The organism is Bradyrhizobium sp. HKCCYLR20261 (genome assembly GCF_051168435.1).
Classification (GTDB): Bacteria; Pseudomonadota; Alphaproteobacteria; order Rhizobiales; family Xanthobacteraceae; genus Bradyrhizobium.
The window spans coordinates 230810-250594 of sequence record NZ_JBNPUZ010000003.1; the positions used below are offsets into that span (position 1 = coordinate 230810).

Annotated in this window: 16 protein-coding genes; 9 read left to right on the forward strand and 7 right to left on the reverse strand. The window is 65.8% G+C overall.

Features of this window, described 5'->3' with window-relative positions; translation table 11 throughout:
• Nucleotides 1-22: 22 nt before the first annotated feature.
• From ACQR1L_RS08185 to poxB, 4 genes are all read right to left on the reverse strand, one after another.
• Nucleotides 23-1048: a cytochrome d ubiquinol oxidase subunit II gene (locus tag ACQR1L_RS08185; protein ID WP_434857447.1), complete on the reverse strand. Its 1026-nt coding sequence runs from the start codon at nt 1046-1048 to the stop codon at nt 23-25.
• Nucleotides 1045-2442, reverse strand: coding sequence for a cytochrome ubiquinol oxidase subunit I (locus ACQR1L_RS08190; protein WP_434857448.1), 1398 nt, complete (start codon nt 2440-2442; stop codon nt 1045-1047). The genes ACQR1L_RS08185 and ACQR1L_RS08190 overlap by 4 nt, the downstream gene beginning before the upstream one ends.
• A gap of 57 nt (nt 2443-2499) precedes the next feature.
• A complete protein-coding gene (locus tag ACQR1L_RS08195; protein ID WP_434857449.1) occupies nt 2500-4854 on the reverse strand; it encodes an FdhF/YdeP family oxidoreductase in 2355 nt (784 codons plus the stop codon).
• Between the two features lie 274 nt (nt 4855-5128).
• Entirely contained in the window at nt 5129-6859 is a 1731-nt protein-coding gene (gene poxB, locus ACQR1L_RS08200; RefSeq protein WP_434857450.1) for a ubiquinone-dependent pyruvate dehydrogenase, read from the reverse strand.
• A 271-nt stretch (nt 6860-7130) separates the two neighbouring features.
• On the opposite strand from poxB, the gene ACQR1L_RS08205 reads away from it, so the two are divergent.
• The 8 genes from ACQR1L_RS08205 (at nt 7131) to ACQR1L_RS08240 (ending at nt 16846) form a co-directional block, all read left to right on the forward strand.
• Nucleotides 7131-8306, forward strand: a complete 1176-nt coding sequence (locus tag ACQR1L_RS08205) for an efflux RND transporter periplasmic adaptor subunit (RefSeq protein ID WP_434857451.1) — start codon at nt 7131-7133, stop codon at nt 8304-8306.
• Nucleotides 8303-11488 (forward strand): efflux RND transporter permease subunit, encoded by a 3186-nt coding sequence (locus ACQR1L_RS08210; protein WP_434857452.1) that lies wholly within the window; start codon nt 8303-8305, stop codon nt 11486-11488. Before ACQR1L_RS08205 ends, ACQR1L_RS08210 begins: the two co-directional genes overlap by 4 nt.
• Nucleotides 11489-11536: 48 nt before the next feature.
• Nucleotides 11537-11938 (forward strand): fluoride efflux transporter CrcB, encoded by a 402-nt coding sequence (crcB, locus tag ACQR1L_RS08215; protein ID WP_434857801.1) that lies wholly within the window; start codon nt 11537-11539, stop codon nt 11936-11938.
• Between the two features lie 2 nt (nt 11939-11940).
• The gene (locus ACQR1L_RS08220; protein ID WP_434857453.1) at nt 11941-12381 is read left to right on the forward strand and encodes a fluoride efflux transporter FluC; all 441 of its coding nucleotides are present in this window, start codon (nt 11941-11943) and stop codon (nt 12379-12381) included.
• Between the two features lie 174 nt (nt 12382-12555).
• The gene (locus ACQR1L_RS08225) at nt 12556-13692 is read left to right on the forward strand and encodes an oxalate decarboxylase family bicupin (protein ID WP_434857454.1); all 1137 of its coding nucleotides are present in this window, start codon (nt 12556-12558) and stop codon (nt 13690-13692) included.
• Between the two features lie 243 nt (nt 13693-13935).
• Nucleotides 13936-14922 carry an RNA polymerase factor sigma-32 gene (locus tag ACQR1L_RS08230; protein ID WP_434857455.1) on the forward strand — a complete coding sequence of 329 codons (987 nt, stop codon included), beginning with the start codon at nt 13936-13938 and terminating at the stop codon, nt 14920-14922.
• Nucleotides 14923-14959: 37 nt separating this feature from the next.
• Nucleotides 14960-15868 carry a helix-turn-helix domain-containing protein gene (locus ACQR1L_RS08235; protein ID WP_434857456.1) on the forward strand — a complete coding sequence of 303 codons (909 nt, stop codon included), beginning with the start codon at nt 14960-14962 and terminating at the stop codon, nt 15866-15868.
• Nucleotides 15869-16015: 147 nt separating this feature from the next.
• Complete coding sequence (locus ACQR1L_RS08240) at nt 16016-16846, forward strand: sensor histidine kinase (protein WP_434857457.1); 831 nt, start codon at nt 16016-16018, stop codon at nt 16844-16846.
• Nucleotides 16847-16890: 44 nt separating this feature from the next.
• Here ACQR1L_RS08240 and ACQR1L_RS08245 read toward each other — a convergent pair whose 3' ends face one another.
• The 3 genes from ACQR1L_RS08245 to ACQR1L_RS08255 form a co-directional block, all read right to left on the reverse strand.
• A complete protein-coding gene (locus ACQR1L_RS08245; protein ID WP_434857458.1) occupies nt 16891-17406 on the reverse strand; it encodes a Dps family protein in 516 nt (171 codons plus the stop codon).
• A 154-nt stretch (nt 17407-17560) separates the two neighbouring features.
• Entirely contained in the window at nt 17561-18208 is a 648-nt protein-coding gene (locus ACQR1L_RS08250; RefSeq protein ID WP_434857459.1) for a response regulator transcription factor, read from the reverse strand.
• Nucleotides 18205-18618 (reverse strand): response regulator transcription factor, encoded by a 414-nt coding sequence (locus tag ACQR1L_RS08255; RefSeq protein ID WP_434857460.1) that lies wholly within the window; start codon nt 18616-18618, stop codon nt 18205-18207. The genes ACQR1L_RS08250 and ACQR1L_RS08255 overlap by 4 nt, the downstream gene beginning before the upstream one ends.
• A gap of 887 nt (nt 18619-19505) precedes the next feature.
• Here ACQR1L_RS08255 and ACQR1L_RS08260 point away from each other — a divergent pair.
• Nucleotides 19506-19760 carry a hypothetical protein gene (locus ACQR1L_RS08260; RefSeq protein WP_434857461.1) on the forward strand — a complete coding sequence of 85 codons (255 nt, stop codon included), beginning with the start codon at nt 19506-19508 and terminating at the stop codon, nt 19758-19760.
• Nucleotides 19761-19785 lie beyond the last annotated feature (25 nt).

Genomic DNA, 19785 nt, shown 5'->3' on the forward strand with positions numbered 1-19785 from the left:
GAATTTCGACGTCAGCACGCTCTCAATTCTGCGGGAATTCCGGCGTCGGCTTGCTCTTGCCGCGGAACAGCCAATAACCGTAGCCGATATAGGCCAGGATGACCGGCAGGATCACGACGATGGCGCCCGCGACGATGTGTTGCGTCCGTTGCATCGATGACGCCTGCCAGATCGTCATCACGCCCGGGATGGCCTCCGGCCACACGCTGGCGCCGAGCCCGGCCAGCGAGGTGACGAACAGCAGCAGCGACAGCGCCAGCGGCGCCCATTCGCGCTCGCTCCAGCGCGTCAGCAGGACGCCGAACCAGGCAACCACCGCAATGATCGGCAGCGGCGCCAGCCACAAAAAGTCCGGCCACGCAAACCAGCGCTCGGCAATCTCTGGCTTCGCGAACGGCGTCCAGAGGCTGATGAGCAGAATGGCGGCGCCGGAGCCGACCAGCGTCGGCAGAATCAATTCCCGGCCGAAATTCTGCGTCGATCCGCCGGTCTTCCAGACCAGCCAGCAGGCGCCGAGCAGGCCGTAGGCAGCGACGACGCCCAGTCCGGTCGCGATCGAAAACAGCCCGAGCCAGTCGAACGGGCCGCCCGCGAACGCGCCATTCGACACCGTGATGCTGCGTCCGACGAAGGCGCCGAGCACGGCTCCCTGGCAGAACGCGGCGATGAACGAGCCGACCGCGAAGGTCGCCGACCAGACGACTTCCAGCCGGCCACCCTGAGAGCGGAATTCGAACGCGACGCCGCGGATCACCAGCCCGAACAGCATCAGGCACAGCGGCACGTAGAACGCCGGCAGCAGGATCGCGAACGCCAGGGGAAATGCAGCCAGCAGCACCATCCCGCCGAGCACCAGCCAGGTCTCGTTGCCGTCCCAGAACGGTTCGAGCGTCGACATCATCACGTCGCGATCGGAGGCGCGCGGCGCAAAGGGAAACAGGATGCCGACGCCGAGGTCGACGCCATCCAGCACCACGTAGAGGCCGATCACGACCGCTGCGCTGACCGCGAAGAACGCGGCAAAGTCGAAGTTGGAGAGCATGCTCATTTCGCACCTTCAGCGGTTCGAGGAATCTGTCCGAGCGCCGCGGCCACCGTCGCCAATGGCACGGCCGGATGTGTCGGCAGTCCGCTCATCGGGCCCCGCCAGGCCAGCCGGCCCGCGTACCAGAAGAAGCCGAGCAGCAGCAGGTTGTAGAGGACAAAGGCGATCGCCATCGAGCTTGCGACCGCGCCGGTCGCGATCGGCGACACCGCCTGTGCCGTGCGGAACTGCCCGTAGATCACATAGGGCTGCCGTCCGACCTCCGTGACCACCCAGCCCGCGAGCGTGGCGATGAAACCGAGCGGAATGCAGCCCATGCAGACATATTGGTACCAACGCGCGGTGAACAGCCGTCCGCGCCAGCGCAGATAGAGTCCGGTGAAGGCGACGGCGAGCAGCAGCATGCCGCAGCCGACCATGACCCGGAACGCGAGAAACACGGGAAGCACGGGCGGGCGCTCCGATGCCGGCACCTCCTTCAATCCCTTGACCTCGCCATCCAGCGAATGCGTCAGGATGAGACTACCGAGCAGCGGAATCTCGAGCGCGTATTCGTTGCGTTCGGCCTTCTCATCCGGCCAGGCGATGACGTTGATCGGGACGCGTCGCGCCGTCTCCCAGCGCGCCTCGATCGCGGCGAGCTTCATCGGCTGATACTTGCGGGTGTTCAGGCCGTGCTGGTCGCCGATCAGCATCTGCGCGGGAACGAGCACCGCCATCAGGCCGAGGCACACCGAAAAGGCCTTGCGAGCCGCCGGCTGATCGGCGGGACGCCCCCGCCAGAGCCAGAACGCGGATACGCCGACCACGACGAAACCGCCGGTAATGAAGCTTGCCGTCAGCATATGCGCCAGCCGGTAAGGCATCGACGGGTTCAGCACCACGCCCCAGAAGTCGGTCGCGACGAAGCGGCCGTCGGAGGCGATCGTGAAGGCGGTCGGCGTCTGCATCCAGGAATTGGCCGACACGATCCAGAATGCTGAAATCACCGTGCCGATCGCGACGATCAGGCAGGCCGCGAAGTGCAGCTTCTCCCCGACCTTCTCCTCGCCATAGAGCATCACGCCGATGAATCCGGCTTCGAGGAAGAAGGCCGTGAGCACCTCCAGCACGAACAGCGGCCCGATCACGTCGGCCGTCGCCCGCGCGTAGCCGGACCAGTTCAGCCCGAGCTGATAGGAGATGACGACGCCGGTGACCACGCCCATGCCGAAGGCGAGCGCGAACACCTTGGTCCAGAACCGCACCAGATGCCGATAGACGGGATTGTGCGTGCGCAGCCACAGCGCGCTCAAGACGACGATGAACCACGCGATCCCGATCGTAAAGGCCGGCCACAGGATGTGATAGCCGATCGTGAATGCGAACTGCAGCCGTGAGAGAAGCAACTGATCCATGTTTGATCCTGTTCAGTTCATGCGAGACGGAGGGGGTTGAGCGCGGGCGCCGCGCCCTCATGAGTTGGGAAGGCGGCCGACGATGCCGTCGCGCGTCACGGCGCGATCTCCTGCCAGCGGCGCCTGGGCCCTCATGATCTTGACGGGGATCGATTTGTAGGACGGCGTCAGGCAGTCGGGATCGCGGAATTCGAGCGCGACCAGTGGCTGGATCTCGGGGTAATAGGACGCGCAGCACCCGTCGGGCAGATTGTGGCTGACGAGGGTCAATCCCTGCACGATGCGATCGGACCGTGCGAAGTCGAGTGCGGTGACGACGTCGACCACATCGCCCTCCACAAAGCCGAGCCGCTCCAGTTCCCGCGGGTTCACCAACAGCACATCGCGACGGCCGAACACGCCGCGGTAGCGGTCGTTGAGGCCATAGATGGTCGTGTTGTACTGATCGTGCGCACGCAGCGAGGTGAGCCGCAGGACCTCGGGGTCCACGCTGGTCGGATCCTCCTCGACACCGGCGAAGATCGCGAAATTTGCCTTTCCGTTGGGCGTCTTCCAGATCCGCATCGCCGCTGCATTCGGCAGCTGAAATCCCCCAGGCCTGCGGATTCGGTCGTTGTAGGCCTCGAACTCCGGGAAGACCTGCTCGATCGCATCGCGGATCAGATCGTAGTTGCCGGCGAGCGCCTCCCAGTCGACGCGCGACCTGCCGGCGAGCGTTGCTTTGGCGATGCCGGCAAGGATCGCCGGTTCGGAGCGCACCTGGTCGCTGGGCGGCGTGAGAAAGCCGCGGGAGGCGTGGACCATCGACATCGAGTCCTCGACGGTGAGCGCCTGGCGGCCGGAGACCTGCACGTCGCTGTCGGTGCGGCCGAGCACCGGGAACAGATAGGTCGCCCTCGCGGCCAGCAGATGCGTGCGATTGAGCTTGGTCGCGAGGTGCACCGCGAGGTCGAGCTGACGGAATCCCTTGAAGCAGGCCTGCGGGTCGGATGCGGCCATTGCCAGATTACCCCCCAGACAGATCACCGCCTTGGCGCGGCCCTCGCGCATCGCGGCGATGCTGTCGACCACCGAATGGCCGAAGGCGCGCGGCGGCTCGAAGCCGAACACGTCCCGGAGGCGATCGAGGAATTCGGTCGAAGGCCGCTCGGTGATGCCGACGGTGCGATCGCCCTGGACGTTGGAATGTCCGCGCAGCGGACAGATCCCCGCACCCGGCTTGCCGATATTGCCCTTCAGCAGCAGCAGATTGGCGATCTGCTGCACGTTGGCAGTACCGGTGACGTGCTGGGTGATTCCCATGCCGTAGCAGACGATCGTGCTGTTCGAGGCGGCGTAGTCGTCCGCGATCGCCTCGAGATCGGCGCGTGACAATCCGCTGGCGCGCTCGATCGCGCCCCAGCTGCAACTTGCGAGATCGGCGGAGAACGCCTCGAACCTGGCGGTGTGGCCGGCGATGAACGGGTGATCGAGCAACGACGCCCGATCCGCGGCGCGTGCCGCCTCGTCCTTGGCGACCAGCGCCTTGCAAATCCCCTTCAGGGCAGCGGCGTCGCCTCCGACCTTGACTTGGAAATAGCGCGAGGCGATCGGCGTCGACGAGGTCGTTGCCATCTCGATCGGCGCCTGCGGCGCCTCGAAGCGCTCCAGCGCCCGTTCGCGCAACGGATTGAGTACGATGATCTTGGCGCCGCGACGCGACGCGTTACGCAGCGGCGTCATCATCCGCGGATGATTGGTGCCGGGATTGTGCCCGATCGAGATGATGAGCTCGGCCTTGTCGAAGTCGTCGAGGGTGACCGTGCCCTTGCCGACACCGATCGAGCGCGGAAGGCCGACCGAGGTCGGCTCATGGCACATGTTCGAACAATCCGGAAAGTTGTTGGTCCCGAACTGCCGGCCGAACAGCTGGAACAGGAAGGCCGCCTCGTTCGAGGCCCGCCCCGACGTATAGAGCTCGAGCTGGTCGGGATGGTCGAGCGAATTGAGCCTGCCGGCGATATCGTCGAACGCGGCCTGCCACGCGACCGGTTCGTAGCGATCCGTCGCGGCGTCGTAGCGCAGCGGATGCGTCAGCCGCCCCTGGTCCTCGAGCCAGAAGTCCGAGCGGGTCCACAGCGACGCAAGCGTATGCTGCGCAAAAAAGTCGGGGCCCGCGCGCTTGGGCGTGGACTCCCAGGTCACCGCCTTGGCGCCGTTCTCGCAGAACTCGAACGCAGAGGTGTGCTTCGGATCCGGCCAGGCACAGCCGGGACAGTCGAAGCCGCCCGGCTGGTTCTGCTTCAGGAGCGTCGGAATGCCCTCGACGAGAAGCTGCTGCTGCTTGAGAGCCGAGGCCAGCGCCTTCAGTGCGCCCCATCCTCCCGCGGGATCCTCGTAGTCGCGAATTCCATCCGGGCGCTGCTTCGTCATGGTCGGCCTCCGCACATTTGTCGACTGGCCGGCGAGCGCATGACGGCTGCGCCATCATTTCGTTCGCCGGACTGGATACCTCGCCATCGCGGGCGCTTCCACGCGTTGCCCGCCTCTCGTCAGATGGAGATCTCGCGGCGGATGCGTTTTCATTTCGCATGATGTCTTGCGAACCGCTTGTCCGAGCATCGCATCGGCCCGAGGCTCGAGCCCCGGACAGACGAAGACGCGCCGCTCGAACGATGGCGCGTCCTCCTCGTGCGGACGTAGCCGTCTAGCGGGGCAACAGGTTCTGCTTGGCGAGATCGATCACCTCGTCGCCGCGCCCGCTCATCACCGCACGGATCAGCCACAGGCTGAAGCCCTTGACCTGCTCGGCACCGATGGTCGGAGGCATCGACAGCTCCTGCTTCGCCGTGACGACGTCCAGGACCGCGGGACCGTCATGCGCAAGGACCTCGGCGAGACAGGCTGGCAGCTCGCCGGGATCCTCGACCCGCACGCCATGAATTCCCATCGCGCGCGCCATCGCCGCGAAGTCGGGATTTTCCAGATCCGTGCCGAGCTCGACGAAGCCCGCAGCCTTCATTTCCAGCGCGACGAAGCCGAGGACGCCGTTGTTGAAGATGATGACCTTCACCGGCAGCTTCATCTGCTTCAGCGTGATCAGGTCTCCCATCAGCATGGTGAAACCGCCGTCGCCGGACAGCGAGATCACCTGGCGATCCGGCTGAGCCGCCTGCACGCCGATCGCCTGCGGCAGCGCATTGGCCATCGAGCCATGCACGAGTGAGCCGACCAGGCGGCGGCGGGCATTCATCTTCAGGTAACGCGCCGCCCAGATCGTCGGCGTTCCCACGTCGAAGCTGAACACTGCATCCTCGGCGGCGGTGTCGCTGATCAGCTTCGCGAGATATTGCGGATGGATCGGCCTGCGGCCGGGTGTCCCCTTCGCCAACTCGTCGAGGCCTTTTCGGGAGGCAACGTAGTGGGCGACGCTATGGTCGAGGTGACCGCGGTCGGTCTTCGTCACCAGCTTCGGTAACAGGGCCTCGATGGTCTCGCGGACACCGCCGACCAGGCCGAGCTCCAGCTTGCAGCGACGGCCGAGGTTTTCGGCGCGGATGTCGACCTGCGCGATGCGCACGTGGCTCGGCAGGAACTGCTTGTAGGGAAAGTCCGTTCCCAGCATCAGCAGCACGTCGCAGGCATGCATCGCTTGATAGCCCGAGGGGAAGCCGATGAACCCGGTCATACCGACGTCGTAGGGGTTGTCGTATTCGACATAGTCCTTGCCGCCGAGCGCGTGCACGATCGGGCTCTTGAGGGCTTCGGCCAGCGCCATCAACGGAGCATGCGCGCCGGCGCAGCCGCGGCCGCAGAACAGCGTGACCTTGCCGGCGTCGTTCAGCAGCGTGGCGAGCGCGTCGAGCTCCTGCTCGGCGGGCGTCACCAGCGGCGCCGGCGGCAGCAGGCCCGCAGCCGGCGACACGCGCCGCTTGGACGCTTCACGCAACGCGACATCGCCCGGTATGACCACGACGGCGACGCCGCGGCGACCCACCGCCGCGCGGATCGCGTTCTCCATGACGTAGTCGAACTGCCCGGGGTCGGACACCAGCTCGCAGTACACGCTGCATTCGCGAAACAGGTTCTGCGGATGCGTCTCCTGGAAGTAGCCGCCGCCGATCTCCGCCGAAGGGATCTGCGCCGCGATGGCCAGCACCGGCGTCCGTGTCCGCTGCGCATCGTAGAGGCCGTTGATCAGGTGCAGATTCCCCGGGCCGCAGGAGCCCGCGCAGACGGCGAGCTCTCCGGTGACCTGGGATTCACCGGCCGCAGCGAAGGCCGCAACCTCTTCGTGGCGGACATGCACCCATTGGATTCCGCCGTGCTCGCGCAGCGCTTCCGTCAGCCCGTTGAGGCTGTCTCCGACCACGCCGAAGATGCGCCGGACTCCGGCCGTGTGAAGAGTTTCGACAATACGATCCGCAACATTGGGCATGCGCCCTGCTCCTTCGACTGGTCATGACGTGCTTGGCCTTCGGCGGCATCGCCTGGGGCCGAACCTGTCGGCAGGTGGAAAGTCCGTCGCGATTTCCCAAGCCCTCTTTCTCGGCGTTCGAACCGGCTGCACCTCTTCGAAGACCTGATCCCCCCTTCAACGTGCGATTTCGAAACGTCGCCTGACGCCCCCTCTTCACCTCTCGATCCAGCTCTCACGCATAGGAAAAGGCGGCGATAGCCGGCTTCTCGCTCGCAAGGACATCCTGACCATGCGCAACATGATCATCATCGCCGCGATGCTCGCCACCTCGGCAACGGCTGGAGGCCTGTGGTACGCGAGTTCCGGCGGTTCACTCGCTGCAGCCGCTGTTGTCGCCGTGCCACCCGCGCCGGTGCCGGTGATCGCAGCCAAGGTCGCCCGCAGCGACGTGCCGATCTATCTGAAGGGCATCGGGACCGTGGTCGCGGACAACACGGATGTGGTCCGCAGCCAGATCCAGGGCCAGCTCACCGAGATCAGCTTCACCGAGGGACAATTCGTCAAGGCCGGCGAGTTGCTGGCGCAGATCGATCCGCGTCCCTATCAGGCGGAGATCGCGCAGCTCAGCGCCAATCGCGACCGCGACACTGCGCAGCTCAGCAACGCCTTGGCCAATCTCAAGCGCGACACCCAGCTCGGCGACAAGGGCTTCGCCACGGCACAGCTGATCGAAAATCAACAGGCGCAGGTCACGCAGCTACAGGCGACGGTGAAGGCGGACCAGGCGCTCATCGACCAGGCCAGCATTCAGCTCGGCTATACGCGTCTGACATCGGCAATCCCCGGCATCACCGGCCTGCGGCAGATCGACGTCGGCAACATCATTCATCCAGCTGATCCCAACGGACTGGTCGTCGTGACCCAGATCGAGCCGATCTCGGTCACGTTCGCGCTGCCCGAGACTGATCTGCCGCAGATCCAGGATCAGATGGCCCAGGGTCCGCTGAAGGTCATCGCCTACAGCCAGGACGGCAAGACCAGGCTCGATGAGGGAAAGCTGCTCGTGGTGAACAACCAGATCGTGCAGGGGACCGGCACCGTGGAGCTGAAGGCGGAGTTTCCAAATGCGCAGCACCGGCTGTGGCCCGGCCAACTCATCACCGTCAATCTGCTGCTGACGACGCGGAAGAATGGCCTCACCGTCGCCGGCTCCGCCGTTCAGCAAGGTCCAAGCGGCTCCTACGTCTATGTCGTCACCCCCTCGGGCACGGCTCAATTGCGCCCCGTCACGGTCGCCCAGATCAGCCAGGGACAGGCGCTGGTCGACAGCGGCCTTTCCGGCGATGAGACGGTCGTCGTTGACGGCCAGTACCGTCTCAAGGACGGGAGCATGGTGCAGCCTTTGCACGGCAAGGCCGCACGGGAAGCCGAGTTGCAGAGCGCCGTCCAGGATGCCCTGCCATGAACCTCTCAGCCCCGTTCATCAGCCGGCCGATCGCGACCTCGCTGTTGATGCTGGGCCTGCTGCTGTGCGGGCTGGCGACCTACAGTCTGCTGCCGGTCGGCGCGCTGCCGAATGTCAACTACCCGACCATCCAGATCTCGGCGCAGCTCCCGGGCGCCGATCCGCAGACGATCGCCTCGTCGATCGCCACGCCGCTGGAGCAGCAACTCAGCCAGATCCCGGGCGTTGTTCAACTGACGTCGTCGAGCGCGCTCGGCGTGGCCCAGCTGATCGTGCAGTTCGACCTCTCGCGCACCGTGGACAGCGCCGCGGTGGACGTGCTGGCGGCCATCAATGCCGCAAGTCCATTCCTGCCGCAGAACATTCCCTACCCGCCCACGATCCGGAAGGTGAACCCGGCGGAGACGCCGGTCATGCTGCTCGCGCTGACGTCGGACTCGTTGCCGCTCACCACCATCGATGCCTATGCCGAGAACATCCTGCTGCCGAAGATCTCGCAAATCCCGGGCGTCGGTCTGGTCGGCATCGGTGGGCAGCAGAAGCCGGCCATCCGCATCCAGGTCAATCCGGAAGCGCTGGCGGCCCGCGGTATCGGCCTCGAAGACGTTCGCAGCGTTATCGCCGGCGCCAATGTCGACCTGCCGAAGGGCACCCTCAACAGCCCCCGCGTCTCCTATACGCTCAACACCAACGACCAGCTGCTCAAGCCGGAGCAGTATGACTCGCTGATCATCGCCTATCGCAACGGCGCGCCGGTGCGGATCCGCGACATCGGCCAGGCCGTCGCAGGGCCCGAGAACGATCTGCTGGCCGGCTGGTACAACAAGGACCGCGCGATCATCCTCGCCATTCAGCGCGTGCCGGGCGCCAACGTGATCGAGACCGTCGACCGGATAAAGGCGCTGTTGCCGCAGCTTCAGGCCTCGCTGCCTCCGGCCATCAAGGTCTCGGTCGCGGCCGACCGGACGCTGACGATCCGCGCGGCGGTCTCGGACGTGCAGCATACGCTGCTGCTGACCATCGGCCTCGTCGTCATGGTCATCTTCCTGTTCCTGCGCAACCTCTGGGCCACCGTCATTCCCGCGGTGACCGTGCCGCTGTCGTTGGTCGGCACGTTCGCGATCCTCTATGTGCTCGGCTACAGCCTCGACAATCTCTCGCTGATGGCACTATCGATCGCGGTGGGCTTCGTCGTGGACGATGCCGTCGTGGTCATCGAGAACATCGTCCGCCATATCGAGAACGGTCTTTCTCCGATGGAGGCGGCCGTCAAGGGATCGGGCGAAATCGGCTTCACCATCATCTCCATCACGCTGTCTCTGATCGCCGTTTTCATTCCGTTGTTTCTGATGGGCGGCTATGTCGGCAAGCTGTTCCAGGAGTTCGCCCTCACCATCACCGCCTCGCTGATCCTGTCGCTCGTCATCTCCCTGACGCTGACCCCGATGATGTGCGCGCGCCTGTTGAAGGATGAGAGCCGCACGCGGCACGGACGGCTCTATCTGCTGTCCGAGCGGGCGTTCGATTCTCTCCTGGCGCTGTACGCGCGCGGCTTGAATGTGGTGCTCCGGCATCGTCTCTCGACGCTGCTGGTGATGCTCTCGACCATCGCGCTGACTTTTTATCTCTACACCGCGATCCCGAAGGGCTTCTTTCCGCAGGAAGACACCGGACAGATCGTCGGCATCACCGAAGCTTCTCAGGACATCTCGTTTCCGGCCATGTCGGAGCGCCAGCAGGCGATCGCCGGCGTGCTGTTGAAGGATCCGGCGGTGCAATCGGTCGCGAGCTACATCGGTCCGGGAGGACCGACCGCAACCCTGAACCAGGGCCGCATCTTCGTGATCCTGAAACCGCGCGCCGAGCGCGGCGTCAGCGTCGACCAGATCATCGCCCGGCTCAAGCCGGAGCTCGCCCGCATCCAGGGCATCGCGCTCTACATGCAGTCGGCGCAGGACATCACCATCGGCGCGCGGCTCTCCAAGACGCAATATCAGTACACCCTCACCGATGCGGACTCGGCCGAGCTGGCCCATTGGGCGTCGATCTATCTCGACCGACTGAAGCAGATCCCGGGGATCACCGACGTCGCCAGCGATCAGGCCAATGCCGGGCCGCGTCTGGACATCACCGTCGACCGCGAGGTGGCGTCGAGCTACGGCATCCTGCCGTCGACGATCGACAACACCCTCAACGACGCTTTCGGCCAGCGTATCGTCTCGACCATGTTCACATCGCTGAACCAGTATCACGTGATCCTGGAGGTCGATCCGCGCTTCCAATATGGCCCAGACGCGCTGAATCAGATCTATCTGCCGTCGTCCGGCGGACAGCAGGTGCCGCTCGGCACCTTGGTCCAGAGCAAGATCGTGCCGTCTGCGATCCTCGTCAATCACCAGAGCATGTTCCCCTCGGTCACGCTTTCCTTCAATCTGAAACCGGGTGTGGCGCTCGGCGACGCGGTCGCGGCGATCAAGGCGTTCGAGCAGGCGTCGGGAAAGCCAAAGTCGCTGGCGACCTCATTCCAGGGCAATGCCCAGGCGTTTCAGACCTCGCTGTCCGGCACGCCGCTGCTGATCGGCGTCGCGCTGATCGTCATCTACATCATCCTCGGCGTGCTCTATGAGAGTCTGATTCACCCGATCACCATTCTCTCGACCTTGCCGTCGGCGGGCATCGGCGCGCTGCTGCTGCTGATGGCGGTGAAGATGGACCTCAGCGTGATCGCCTTGATCGGCATCATCCTGCTGATCGGAATCGTCAAGAAGAACGGCATCATGCTGGTCGACTTCGCGCTCGATGTCCGGCGCACCCAGGGACTGTCGGCACCGGACGCGATCTATCAGGCCTGCACCTTGCGCTTCCGGCCGATCCTGATGACGACGACGGCGGCGCTGCTCGGTGGCCTGCCCTTGATGCTCGGGACCGGGACCGGATCGGAGCTGCGTCAGCCGCTGGGCTATACCATCGTCGGCGGCCTCCTGCTGTCGCAGATCCTGACGCTGTACACGACGCCGGTGGTCTACCTTTATCTCGATGCCCTCGGCGATTGGCTAAGCCGGCTGCGCCCATCGACGCCAAGCCGGCCCGATGCCGGCGCAGAGTCTGCTCCGGCACAGGCAATCCCAGGGGGCGATGACACGCCGGAGCCTGGCAGGCTCAAGCAAGCCGTCGCGTCCTAGGGCCGTCAAAAAGTCGTCCCCAATCGAGGATCAACTCGCGTGCAGACAATCCCGATCGAGGCGTATCTTCTCGTCGGCCTCGGCGGCGCCATCGGCGGAGCCTCCCGTTTCATCGTGTCGGACGGCATAGCGCTGCGATGGGGCACGACGTTCCCCTGGGGCACGCTGGTCGTCAATGTCACCGGCGCCCTGCTCATCGGCATGGTCGTTGCATTGGCGCGCGTCCATGGGGGCGTGTTTGCCGGCGCCTCCACGCATGACCTGGTCATCACGGGCGTGCTCGGCGGGTACACCACCGTCTCGTCGTTCAGTCTTCAAACCGTCAATCTCGTTCTGGACCACCGCACCGGGCTTGCGGCGCTCAACGTGATTGCATCGACCGTGCTCTGTCTGGCCGCGGTGGCGGTCGGCTATTTCGGCACGGTTGCTGTCGCGGGTCTAGGAGCGTGACAATGTCGGCCTCGCGCCTCGTCCTCTGCATGGCCGTGGGCCTTGGAAGCGCGCTGGGTGCGCTGTCACGCTACGGCACGACGTCGCTCATGGCGGAGCTGTGGGGCGGCGACCTCCTGGCGACGGCCTTCGTCAACATCGCCGGCTCGTTCATCATCGCCCTGTATGCTGTGCTCACCGACTCGCGCGGCCCCTTTCCGATGGGCGAGGTCTCACGTCAGTTCGTCATGGCCGGGTTCTGCGGAGGCTACACGACACGCTCGCTGATGAGCTGGGAGACGTTCATGATCATTCTCGATCATCATGCGTGTCGTGGCGCCGCCTATGTGTCCGGCGTCGTCGCGATGTCGTTGCTGGCAGCCGCATGCGGATATCGACTTGGCCGACGATTTAGCCGCCCAACCCCGCCCGCTGCCGTCGAAGAGTGCCGCGCGCTGTCTTGATCGTCCGCCTGCGTCGAAAAGAGGTCCGCGTGCTTCGAGCGCCGTGAGCTTTCCAGGCTCGGGCGTGCAATCGGAAAACCGCGCTCCGCCGATTCTCATCATCTCGGTCATGCGCTTTCGAACGAGGGCGCGATGCACCTCGATCCCCGAGACGAACCGCAGCGGAGAATTTTAATGTCGACATCAGCCGATCTTCAACCCATTCGCGGCGCTTACGGCGCAAGCGATCCCGGTCCGCGCAATTTCGAGCTCGACCGGCAGAACCCGGATATTCTGCGTCCGCCGCCGACCGACAACGGCTCGATCCCGAATCTGAAATTCTCCTTCGGCCTGGCGCATAATCGTCTGGAAGCGGGTGGCTGGGCGCGCGAGGTCACGGTGCGCGAACTGCCGGCGGCCAAGGGCATGGCCGGCGTCGACATGCGGCTCGGCCCCGGCGTGGTCCGCGAACTGCATTGGCACAAGGAGGCCGAGTGGGGCTACGTGCTCGAAGGCCGCTGCCGCGTCACCGCCGTCGATCCCGACCGCGGGGTCTATGTCGACGATCTCGAGGCCGGCGACATCTGGCTGTTTCCCTCCGGCACGCCGCACTCCATTCAGGCGCTGGCGGAAGGCTGCGAATTCCTGCTGGTGTTCGACGACGGCAGTTTTTCAGAGAACGAGACGCTGCTCGTCACCGAGCTGATGGCGCATATGCCGATCGAGGTCGTCGCCAAGAACTTCGGCGTCGCCGCGCAGCATTTCTCCAACCTGCCGGCGAAGGAGAAGTACATCTTTCCACTGCCGGTGCCGCCGCCGCTCGACGACGTGCTCGCCAGGCTGCCGAAGACCCGTCCCGCGAAGCCGTTCACGATCCACCGCAGCGACGTCACGCCGACGCAGTGGGACGGCGGCCGCACGACAGTCATCGATGTCAGGAATTTTCCGGTCACCAACATGGCGGCGCTGATCATCGATCTCGAGCCCGGCGCGCTGCGCGAGATCCATTGGCATCCCGACGCGGACGAGTGGCAGTACTACATCCAGGGCGAAGCCCGCATGACGGTGTTCGACGCCACCTCCAAGGCGCGGACGTTCAACTATCGCGCCGGCGACGTCGGCTATGTGCCGAAGACGCTCGCGCACTACATCGAGAACATCGGCACGACGCCGGTCCGGGTGTTGAATGTCTTCAACACGCCGCGGTTCAAGGACGTCCCCCTAAACCAGTGGCTGGCGCTGACCCCGCCGGACCTGGTTCGCGGCCATCTCGAACTCGATGATGTCGCGATGGCCGCCCTCGATCCGAATCCCCGCGGCGTGGTGCGCTGACGTCCTCCGCCCGGCCCACCGCTTGCGTGCAGGCGACTGCGCGCAAGCGTCATCTCCGCACGGCTGTGCGAGGCAAGGCCGCACACAAAAGAGGCATTTGGCCCCTTGATGAGAAGCAAGCCGGCGCGATGCGCGCCACACCTTGTCACTCCGGCTGGCCGCCTAACACCTAGATTTAATGTTCTCTCGGGAAAGGCCTCGCTACCTCTACGACAGAGTACAACGCCACCCGTGGAGAGTCTCATGGCCTCATCACTTCCCTCCCCTGCTCCTGCCCCTGCACCGGCCTACACCAGCCTCGCGTCGTTCGACGAGCACGACTACATGCGCGCGATCCAGCGCTATCCCATGCTGGAGAAGGACGAGGAAGCCCGGCTGTGGCAGCGCTGGCTGACGCAGCGCGATCGTGCAGCGGCGGATGCGCTGGTCACGAGCCATCTCCGGCTGGCGGCGAAGCTGGCCCGTGACTACAGGCGCTACGGTTTCCCGCTTGGCGATCTGATCGCCGAAGCCAATGTCGGGCTGATGATGGCGCTCGACAAGTTCGATCCCGATCGTGGCGCGCGCTTTGCGACCTGCGCCGTCTGGTGGATCAAGTCGGCGATCTACGACTACGTCGTCCGGTCCTGGTCGCTGGTCCGCATCGGCCGCACGCCGGCGCAGAAGAAGCTGTTCTTCCGGCTGCGCGGTGAGCTTCGGCGCATCCGGCCCGAGCACCACGGCGCCCTGACGAAGGAGCTGGCGGAGGAGATCTCGACGACGCTCGAGGTCCCGCTGCGCGACGTGATGGAGATGGAGCAGCGCCTGTCCGGCGATCTGTCGCTGAATGCGCCGCTGTCCGATCTCGACGAGAGCGGCGAGTGGCAGGACCTGATCGCCGACGACACGCCCAACGCCGAGGCCATCCTCGCGGGCCACGACGAGCTCGATCGCCGGCGCGGCGCCTTGCAGGAGGCGCTGGTGCAGCTCGATGCGCGGGAGCGCTACATCTTCTCGGCGCGGCATCTCGGCGAGCGTCCGACGAGCTTCGAGGCCATCGGCGAGAAGCTGTTGATCTCGGCTGAGCGCGTGCGGCAAATCGAAGCACGGGCGTTTGCAAAGGTCGCCACTGCCGCCCGCCGGACCTGCGCTGCGCCGGCGGCCTTGCGTGACGGCCATCGATCGTTAAAGGCGTTCCCGGTGCCGCTCGGCCAGATGCCAGCGAGCGACGCGGCACACGCAACGATATGAGCTTGCCGCCCGAAGGCGAGCGGCAGAGAGGGTCGGGATGACCAACGCCGAACTGTACGGCACGCGATTGGACGAGCATTGGCGCGGCCAGAGCTCGGTGAGCTCGCTCCTGGTGAAGGGACGCTCGAACAACGACATCACGGTCGCCCGCGTGATCGCCGGGCCGGGCTTCGGATTCGTCGAGCATGTTCCTCCCGAGGAGGGCTATGCCTTCTCGCTGGAGCTGATCGACTACCAGAAGGGAGAGCTCTGGCTCGGCGGCCGTCACACGCCGCAGACGAACCTGCTGCGGAATCACAGCGTGTTCTTCGATCTCCGGAACGGCGTCGACGCCAAGCTGGAGGATCCGTTCGACTTCGTTCACTTTCATATTCCGCGACGCTATTTCGCCGACCTCGCCGCCGCCGGCGGCATGTCGGCGGCCGACGAATTGCGCGTCGAGAGCGGCCACGGCTTCTTCGATCCGGTCCTGATGCATCTGGGGCTGGCGATGCTGCCCGCGCTCGACCGGCCGGCGGAGGTCAACCAGCTGTTCCTCGATCACACCATGATCGCGCTGTGCAGCCACATCGCGGGCACCTATGGGGTCGCGATCGAGCCCCGGGCGATCGCCAAGGGACTTGCGGGATGGCGCCTGCGGCGGGCCAAGGATCTGATCGCGAGCCGCCTGAACGGCGACATCTCGATCGCGGAGATCGCGGCCGAGTGCGGACTGACGCCGAGCTATTTTGCGCGTCAGTTCGCCGAGGCGACCGGCACGACGCCGCATCGCTGGCTGCTCAAGATGCGGGTCGAGCAGGCCAAGCAGCTGATGGCCGAGGGGCGGCTGTCGCTGGCGGATGTGGCGATGGCCTGCGGCTTTGCCGACCAGAGCCATTTCACCCGCGTGTTCTCGCGCGAAACCGGCGCGACGCCGAGAGCCTGGCGGGATCAATTGCGGCGCTGACCCCGCCGGCGAAACCGCTCCGATTTCAGTCCAGCAATCGGCAATTCGTTCAAGACGCAAGGCCTCAGGGCGGGCCATCGTCATCGCCGAGGATGGGTGACCGGACGAGCCGGAGCCTCGCCCCTCAAGCAGAAAAGGAGCCCATGGATGCGAGACGCGCCCATTTCCGCCCGGCAGATGCCCAGCGGGCTGTCCGGGCGCTGGTCCGACGGCACGAACCCGCCCGGCCCATGCGCGCCGACGGCCGACCGCCGCTCCGATGATGCGCGCGACGGCGAGCGCCGGGCCGGTGCGACCGATGCGACCGCGGCCCTGCACCACTACGCCGCTCATATCTCGCGTGAGCTCCAGCATCCCCTGACCAGCCTGGTGTTCGACGCCGAGGCTGCGCTGCGCTGGCTCAGGCGTCCCCAGGCCGACATTGCCGAGGCGATCCGCGGCCTGGAACGCATCCGCGACTCCGCGCTGCGCGCGACGCGAATCGCCCGCTCGCTGCGAACGGTCGCCGCTCGCGAGAGTCCCGCACTGGCTGCCGTGCTGATCGAGGATGCGCTGGACGCGGTCTTGCGGAGCGTCGCCAAGGATCTCGCGCGGCACCGGATCGTGGTCGACCGCGGAGTCCCTGCGACGCCGAAACATGTGCGCGCCGATCGCGAGCAGTTGCAGCAGGTTCTGCTCAGCCTCGTCGCCAACGCCATCGACGCGATGGCCGATGCGGCCGGCGACCGGGTGCTCACGATCGCGATCTCCGACCTTGGCGACACCGTCCGCTGCAGCATCGCCGACAGCGGCGCGGGGACGGCCGCGGAGGTGCGCGATGCCGCGTTCGATCCGTTGTTTTCCACCCGGCCCGACCGGACCGGCCTCGGCCTGACGATCGCGCGCGCGATCGTCGAGGCGCATGGCGGACAGCTGATCGCGCAATCCGAGCCCGGGGGCGGCAGCACGCTGTCGTTCGAGCTCGGATCGGCGGATTGAACGGCTTGCCCGCAAGGCGTTGAAGGCAACGTGTTCGATCTCAGTCACCCCCGCGAATTGTGGCCGGTGCGGCCGGCTTCGTAGAGGAACCAGACGCGGCGCTCGGCGTCGTCGATCCAGTTCTCGATCAGGCTCGCGGTCGCGACGTCGCCATGCTCGTCGCAGAGCTCGTGCACGCGGCGCAGCTCGCGCGTCAGCTGCTGATTGTCGCTGCGCAGCTCGGCCAGCATGTCCAGCGGATCGACGTAATCGGCGTCATTGTCGGCGATGCGCTGGCTGCGGGCGATCTGTCCGATCGAGCGAAGCGCCATCCCGCCGAGCTTCCGCGCGCGCTCGGCGAGCGGATCGGTCATGGCGAAGATCTGGTCCGACTGCTCGTCGAGCATCAGATGATAGTCGCGGAAATGCGGACCGGACATGTGCCAGTGAAAATTCTTGGTCTTGAGGTAGATCGCGAAAACATCGGCCAGCAGCGCGCGCAGCGCCGCGGTGATGTCGCGCGTGGCATCGGACGACAGGTCGGTCGGGCTGGCGAGGTCGGGGCGGACGGGCGATGGCATGACTTCAGGTCCTTCATGATGGAGATCGGCGGGGCGGCACGCGCGGCGCTCCCGTCGATCTAGGCATGAGCACCGCGCGGCCGTATCCGATCCGCACGGCCGTTTGCGCAAACGCACGCCGGCAGCGTCGCAATCCACGATCGGCGCGATGGCCTCAGGCGTCGCGGCGCTCCGCGCGAACACCGAGCAGGTCCGCCATGCGCACCAGCTCGGCGAGCGACTTCGCCTGCATCTTGCGCATCATGTTGCCGCGGTGGATCTTGACGGTGATCTCGCTGAGCGACAGCTCCCAGGCCACCTGCTTGTTCATCAGCCCGGCGGTGACGAGCTGCATGACCTCGCGCTCGCGCGAGGTCAGCGAGTCCCAGCGCACGCGGACGCTGTTCTCGCGATCGGCCTCGCTGCGGCGCTCCCGCGCCCGCGAGACGGCCTCGCCGACGGAGTCCAGCAGCGCGGTGTCGTCGAACGGTTTCGGCAGGAAGTTGACCGCGCCCGCCTTCATCGCCCTGACGGTCATGGGAATGTCGCCATGCCCGGAGATCAGGATGATCGGGATCGCCGCGTCGCTGGCGACCAGCTCCTGCTGGAATTCGAGGCCATCGGCTTCACCGAGCCGGATATCGAGGATCAGGCAGGATGCGGCATCGCCGGCATCGGAGGCGAGAAATTCGGCCGGCCCGGCGAACACGCTCACCCGGTAGCCGGCCGAGCGCAGCAGGCTGCTGAGCGAATTGCGAACGTCTTCATCGTCGTCGACGACGCAGATCAGCGGCAGCTCCTGCCCGTTCGGCGGCCGCGTCATGACGCCGGGCCCGATGGATCCGGCCGGCCCGCGCCGGCCGTGGCCCGCCGCAGGATCGCCTCGACATCCTGCAGCAGGAGTTCGGGATCGACCGGCTTCTCGACGAACCCGGCCGCGCCAAGATGATCGGCTTCCGCGCGGGCCTCCGGCGTCGAATAGGCCGTCATCACGATCACCGGCATCCGGATGCCGCGGCGCAACAGCTCGCGATGCAGCCCCAGCCCGGTCATCCCGGGCATGTGCAGATCCGTGATCAGGCAGGCAGCGTCAGCGATGGTCGCGGACGACAGGAACATCTCGGCATTGGCAAAACCGGCGACCCGCAGCCCGACCGAGCGGAGGAAGCTCGAGATGCTTTCCCGCACGTCATCATCGTCGTCCACGATGCAGATGGTCATTGCCTGCGCCAATCTTGTCTCCTGCCGCATCCGCGTGCCCAGCCCATCATGGTATGACGGCTTCCCCCGCCGGAGCCCATCATATCAAGATATGGGTCGCAATCGCCGCGCGCCCTCTTGCCACCCTTGCGCGGCAAGCCGAACGCCCAGCGTAGCGCCGGGCCCGTCGTGATCGAAGCCCGGGTTCCCGGCGCTGTGGCCTTCGATGATGGTGCGGCAGATCGACGATCCCAACCCCCTCCCTTCCAACGAGGTCGACTTTATGGGCCGAGCCCCTGCTCAATTCAGCGATGAATGCGCTTGCAAACGAGCTTCGGATTGTTCGGGTTCGTACGCGACGGCTGCGACGGGATCGAACCGCCGTGCGCCATCTGTTGCGGATGTCGTCGCAGCGCTCCGGCGAGGAGCGAAGGCACGGCTGTTATATCGCTCCCGTCTGCCCCGCGGCCTTCTCAATCGGAGCGCCCGCGATCCTCTCGCGCTCCCTCCCGCCGCATGTCTCCACGTGTCAAACAGCAGGCATGGTTTCGCCGTCTCGCGGCGAGATCCGCCCGAGCTTTGTCATCGATCGACCTCTTGCTCCAACGAAGAGGCGCAGGGAAGACCGGGTATCGACTGATACCCGCGGTCCGCGTGCAGCAGATAAGCACGCGGCAGAACCACAGGTTCAGCCCAATATCCGGCCTTCCCTGCGCGACGGTTTTGCGGGTTATAGGCGCTCTCCCCGGGGACCGGCTGTCTTGCCCCCGTCGCCAGCGGATCATCACCACCGGCTTGGTCTCAGCGTCGGGAGACCAGGACCACACCACTTCGCCGTCGCCTCGCTCCGTTCGTCGGCACGGGCTTTTGACACCCGGCTGCAGAGCAACGCGCCCGTCGCCTCTCCGGCTCGACGCTTCATGACGATCGCGAAACGTCCCTCTTCAGCGAGCCGGGATGCGCGAGAATGTGCAGGTGATTTGCCCGACGTGACAAGTGATAAGTGCGCGACAAACTGGCACGACGGGCAGTTGGCGCATGCGGGGCATGCCGGACATGCGCGCGTTGCCCGTCGGCCGCTGACCGATACCGAGATCAAGCTGAACCGACGCGTGCTGTCCGCCTGCGCTGCGCGGGGCGACGGTCAGCACCTCGATGGAGATTCGTTTGATTGACGCCGAACATTTCAACAGCCCGCGC

Coding starts and splice junctions, on each gene's coding strand:
- ACQR1L_RS08250 (WP_434857459.1), bottom strand. CDS start 18,208: ATGACGCGGCCGCCGAACGGGCAGGAGCTGCCGCTGATCTGCGTCGTC.
- ACQR1L_RS08235 (WP_434857456.1), top strand. CDS start 14,960: ATGACCAACGCCGAACTGTACGGCACGCGATTGGACGAGCATTGGCGC.
- ACQR1L_RS08240 (WP_434857457.1), top strand. CDS start 16,016: ATGCGAGACGCGCCCATTTCCGCCCGGCAGATGCCCAGCGGGCTGTCC.
- ACQR1L_RS08210 (WP_434857452.1), top strand. CDS start 8,303: ATGAACCTCTCAGCCCCGTTCATCAGCCGGCCGATCGCGACCTCGCTG.
- ACQR1L_RS08230 (WP_434857455.1), top strand. CDS start 13,936: ATGGCCTCATCACTTCCCTCCCCTGCTCCTGCCCCTGCACCGGCCTAC.
- ACQR1L_RS08220 (WP_434857453.1), top strand. CDS start 11,941: ATGTCGGCCTCGCGCCTCGTCCTCTGCATGGCCGTGGGCCTTGGAAGC.
- poxB (WP_434857450.1), bottom strand. CDS start 6,859: ATGCCCAATGTTGCGGATCGTATTGTCGAAACTCTTCACACGGCCGGA.
- ACQR1L_RS08195 (WP_434857449.1), bottom strand. CDS start 4,854: ATGACGAAGCAGCGCCCGGATGGAATTCGCGACTACGAGGATCCCGCG.
- ACQR1L_RS08205 (WP_434857451.1), top strand. CDS start 7,131: ATGCGCAACATGATCATCATCGCCGCGATGCTCGCCACCTCGGCAACG.
- ACQR1L_RS08245 (WP_434857458.1), bottom strand. CDS start 17,406: ATGCCATCGCCCGTCCGCCCCGACCTCGCCAGCCCGACCGACCTGTCG.
- ACQR1L_RS08185 (WP_434857447.1), bottom strand. CDS start 1,048: ATGAGCATGCTCTCCAACTTCGACTTTGCCGCGTTCTTCGCGGTCAGC.
- ACQR1L_RS08260 (WP_434857461.1), top strand. CDS start 19,506: ATGACGATCGCGAAACGTCCCTCTTCAGCGAGCCGGGATGCGCGAGAA.
- ACQR1L_RS08190 (WP_434857448.1), bottom strand. CDS start 2,442: ATGGATCAGTTGCTTCTCTCACGGCTGCAGTTCGCATTCACGATCGGC.
- ACQR1L_RS08225 (WP_434857454.1), top strand. CDS start 12,556: ATGTCGACATCAGCCGATCTTCAACCCATTCGCGGCGCTTACGGCGCA.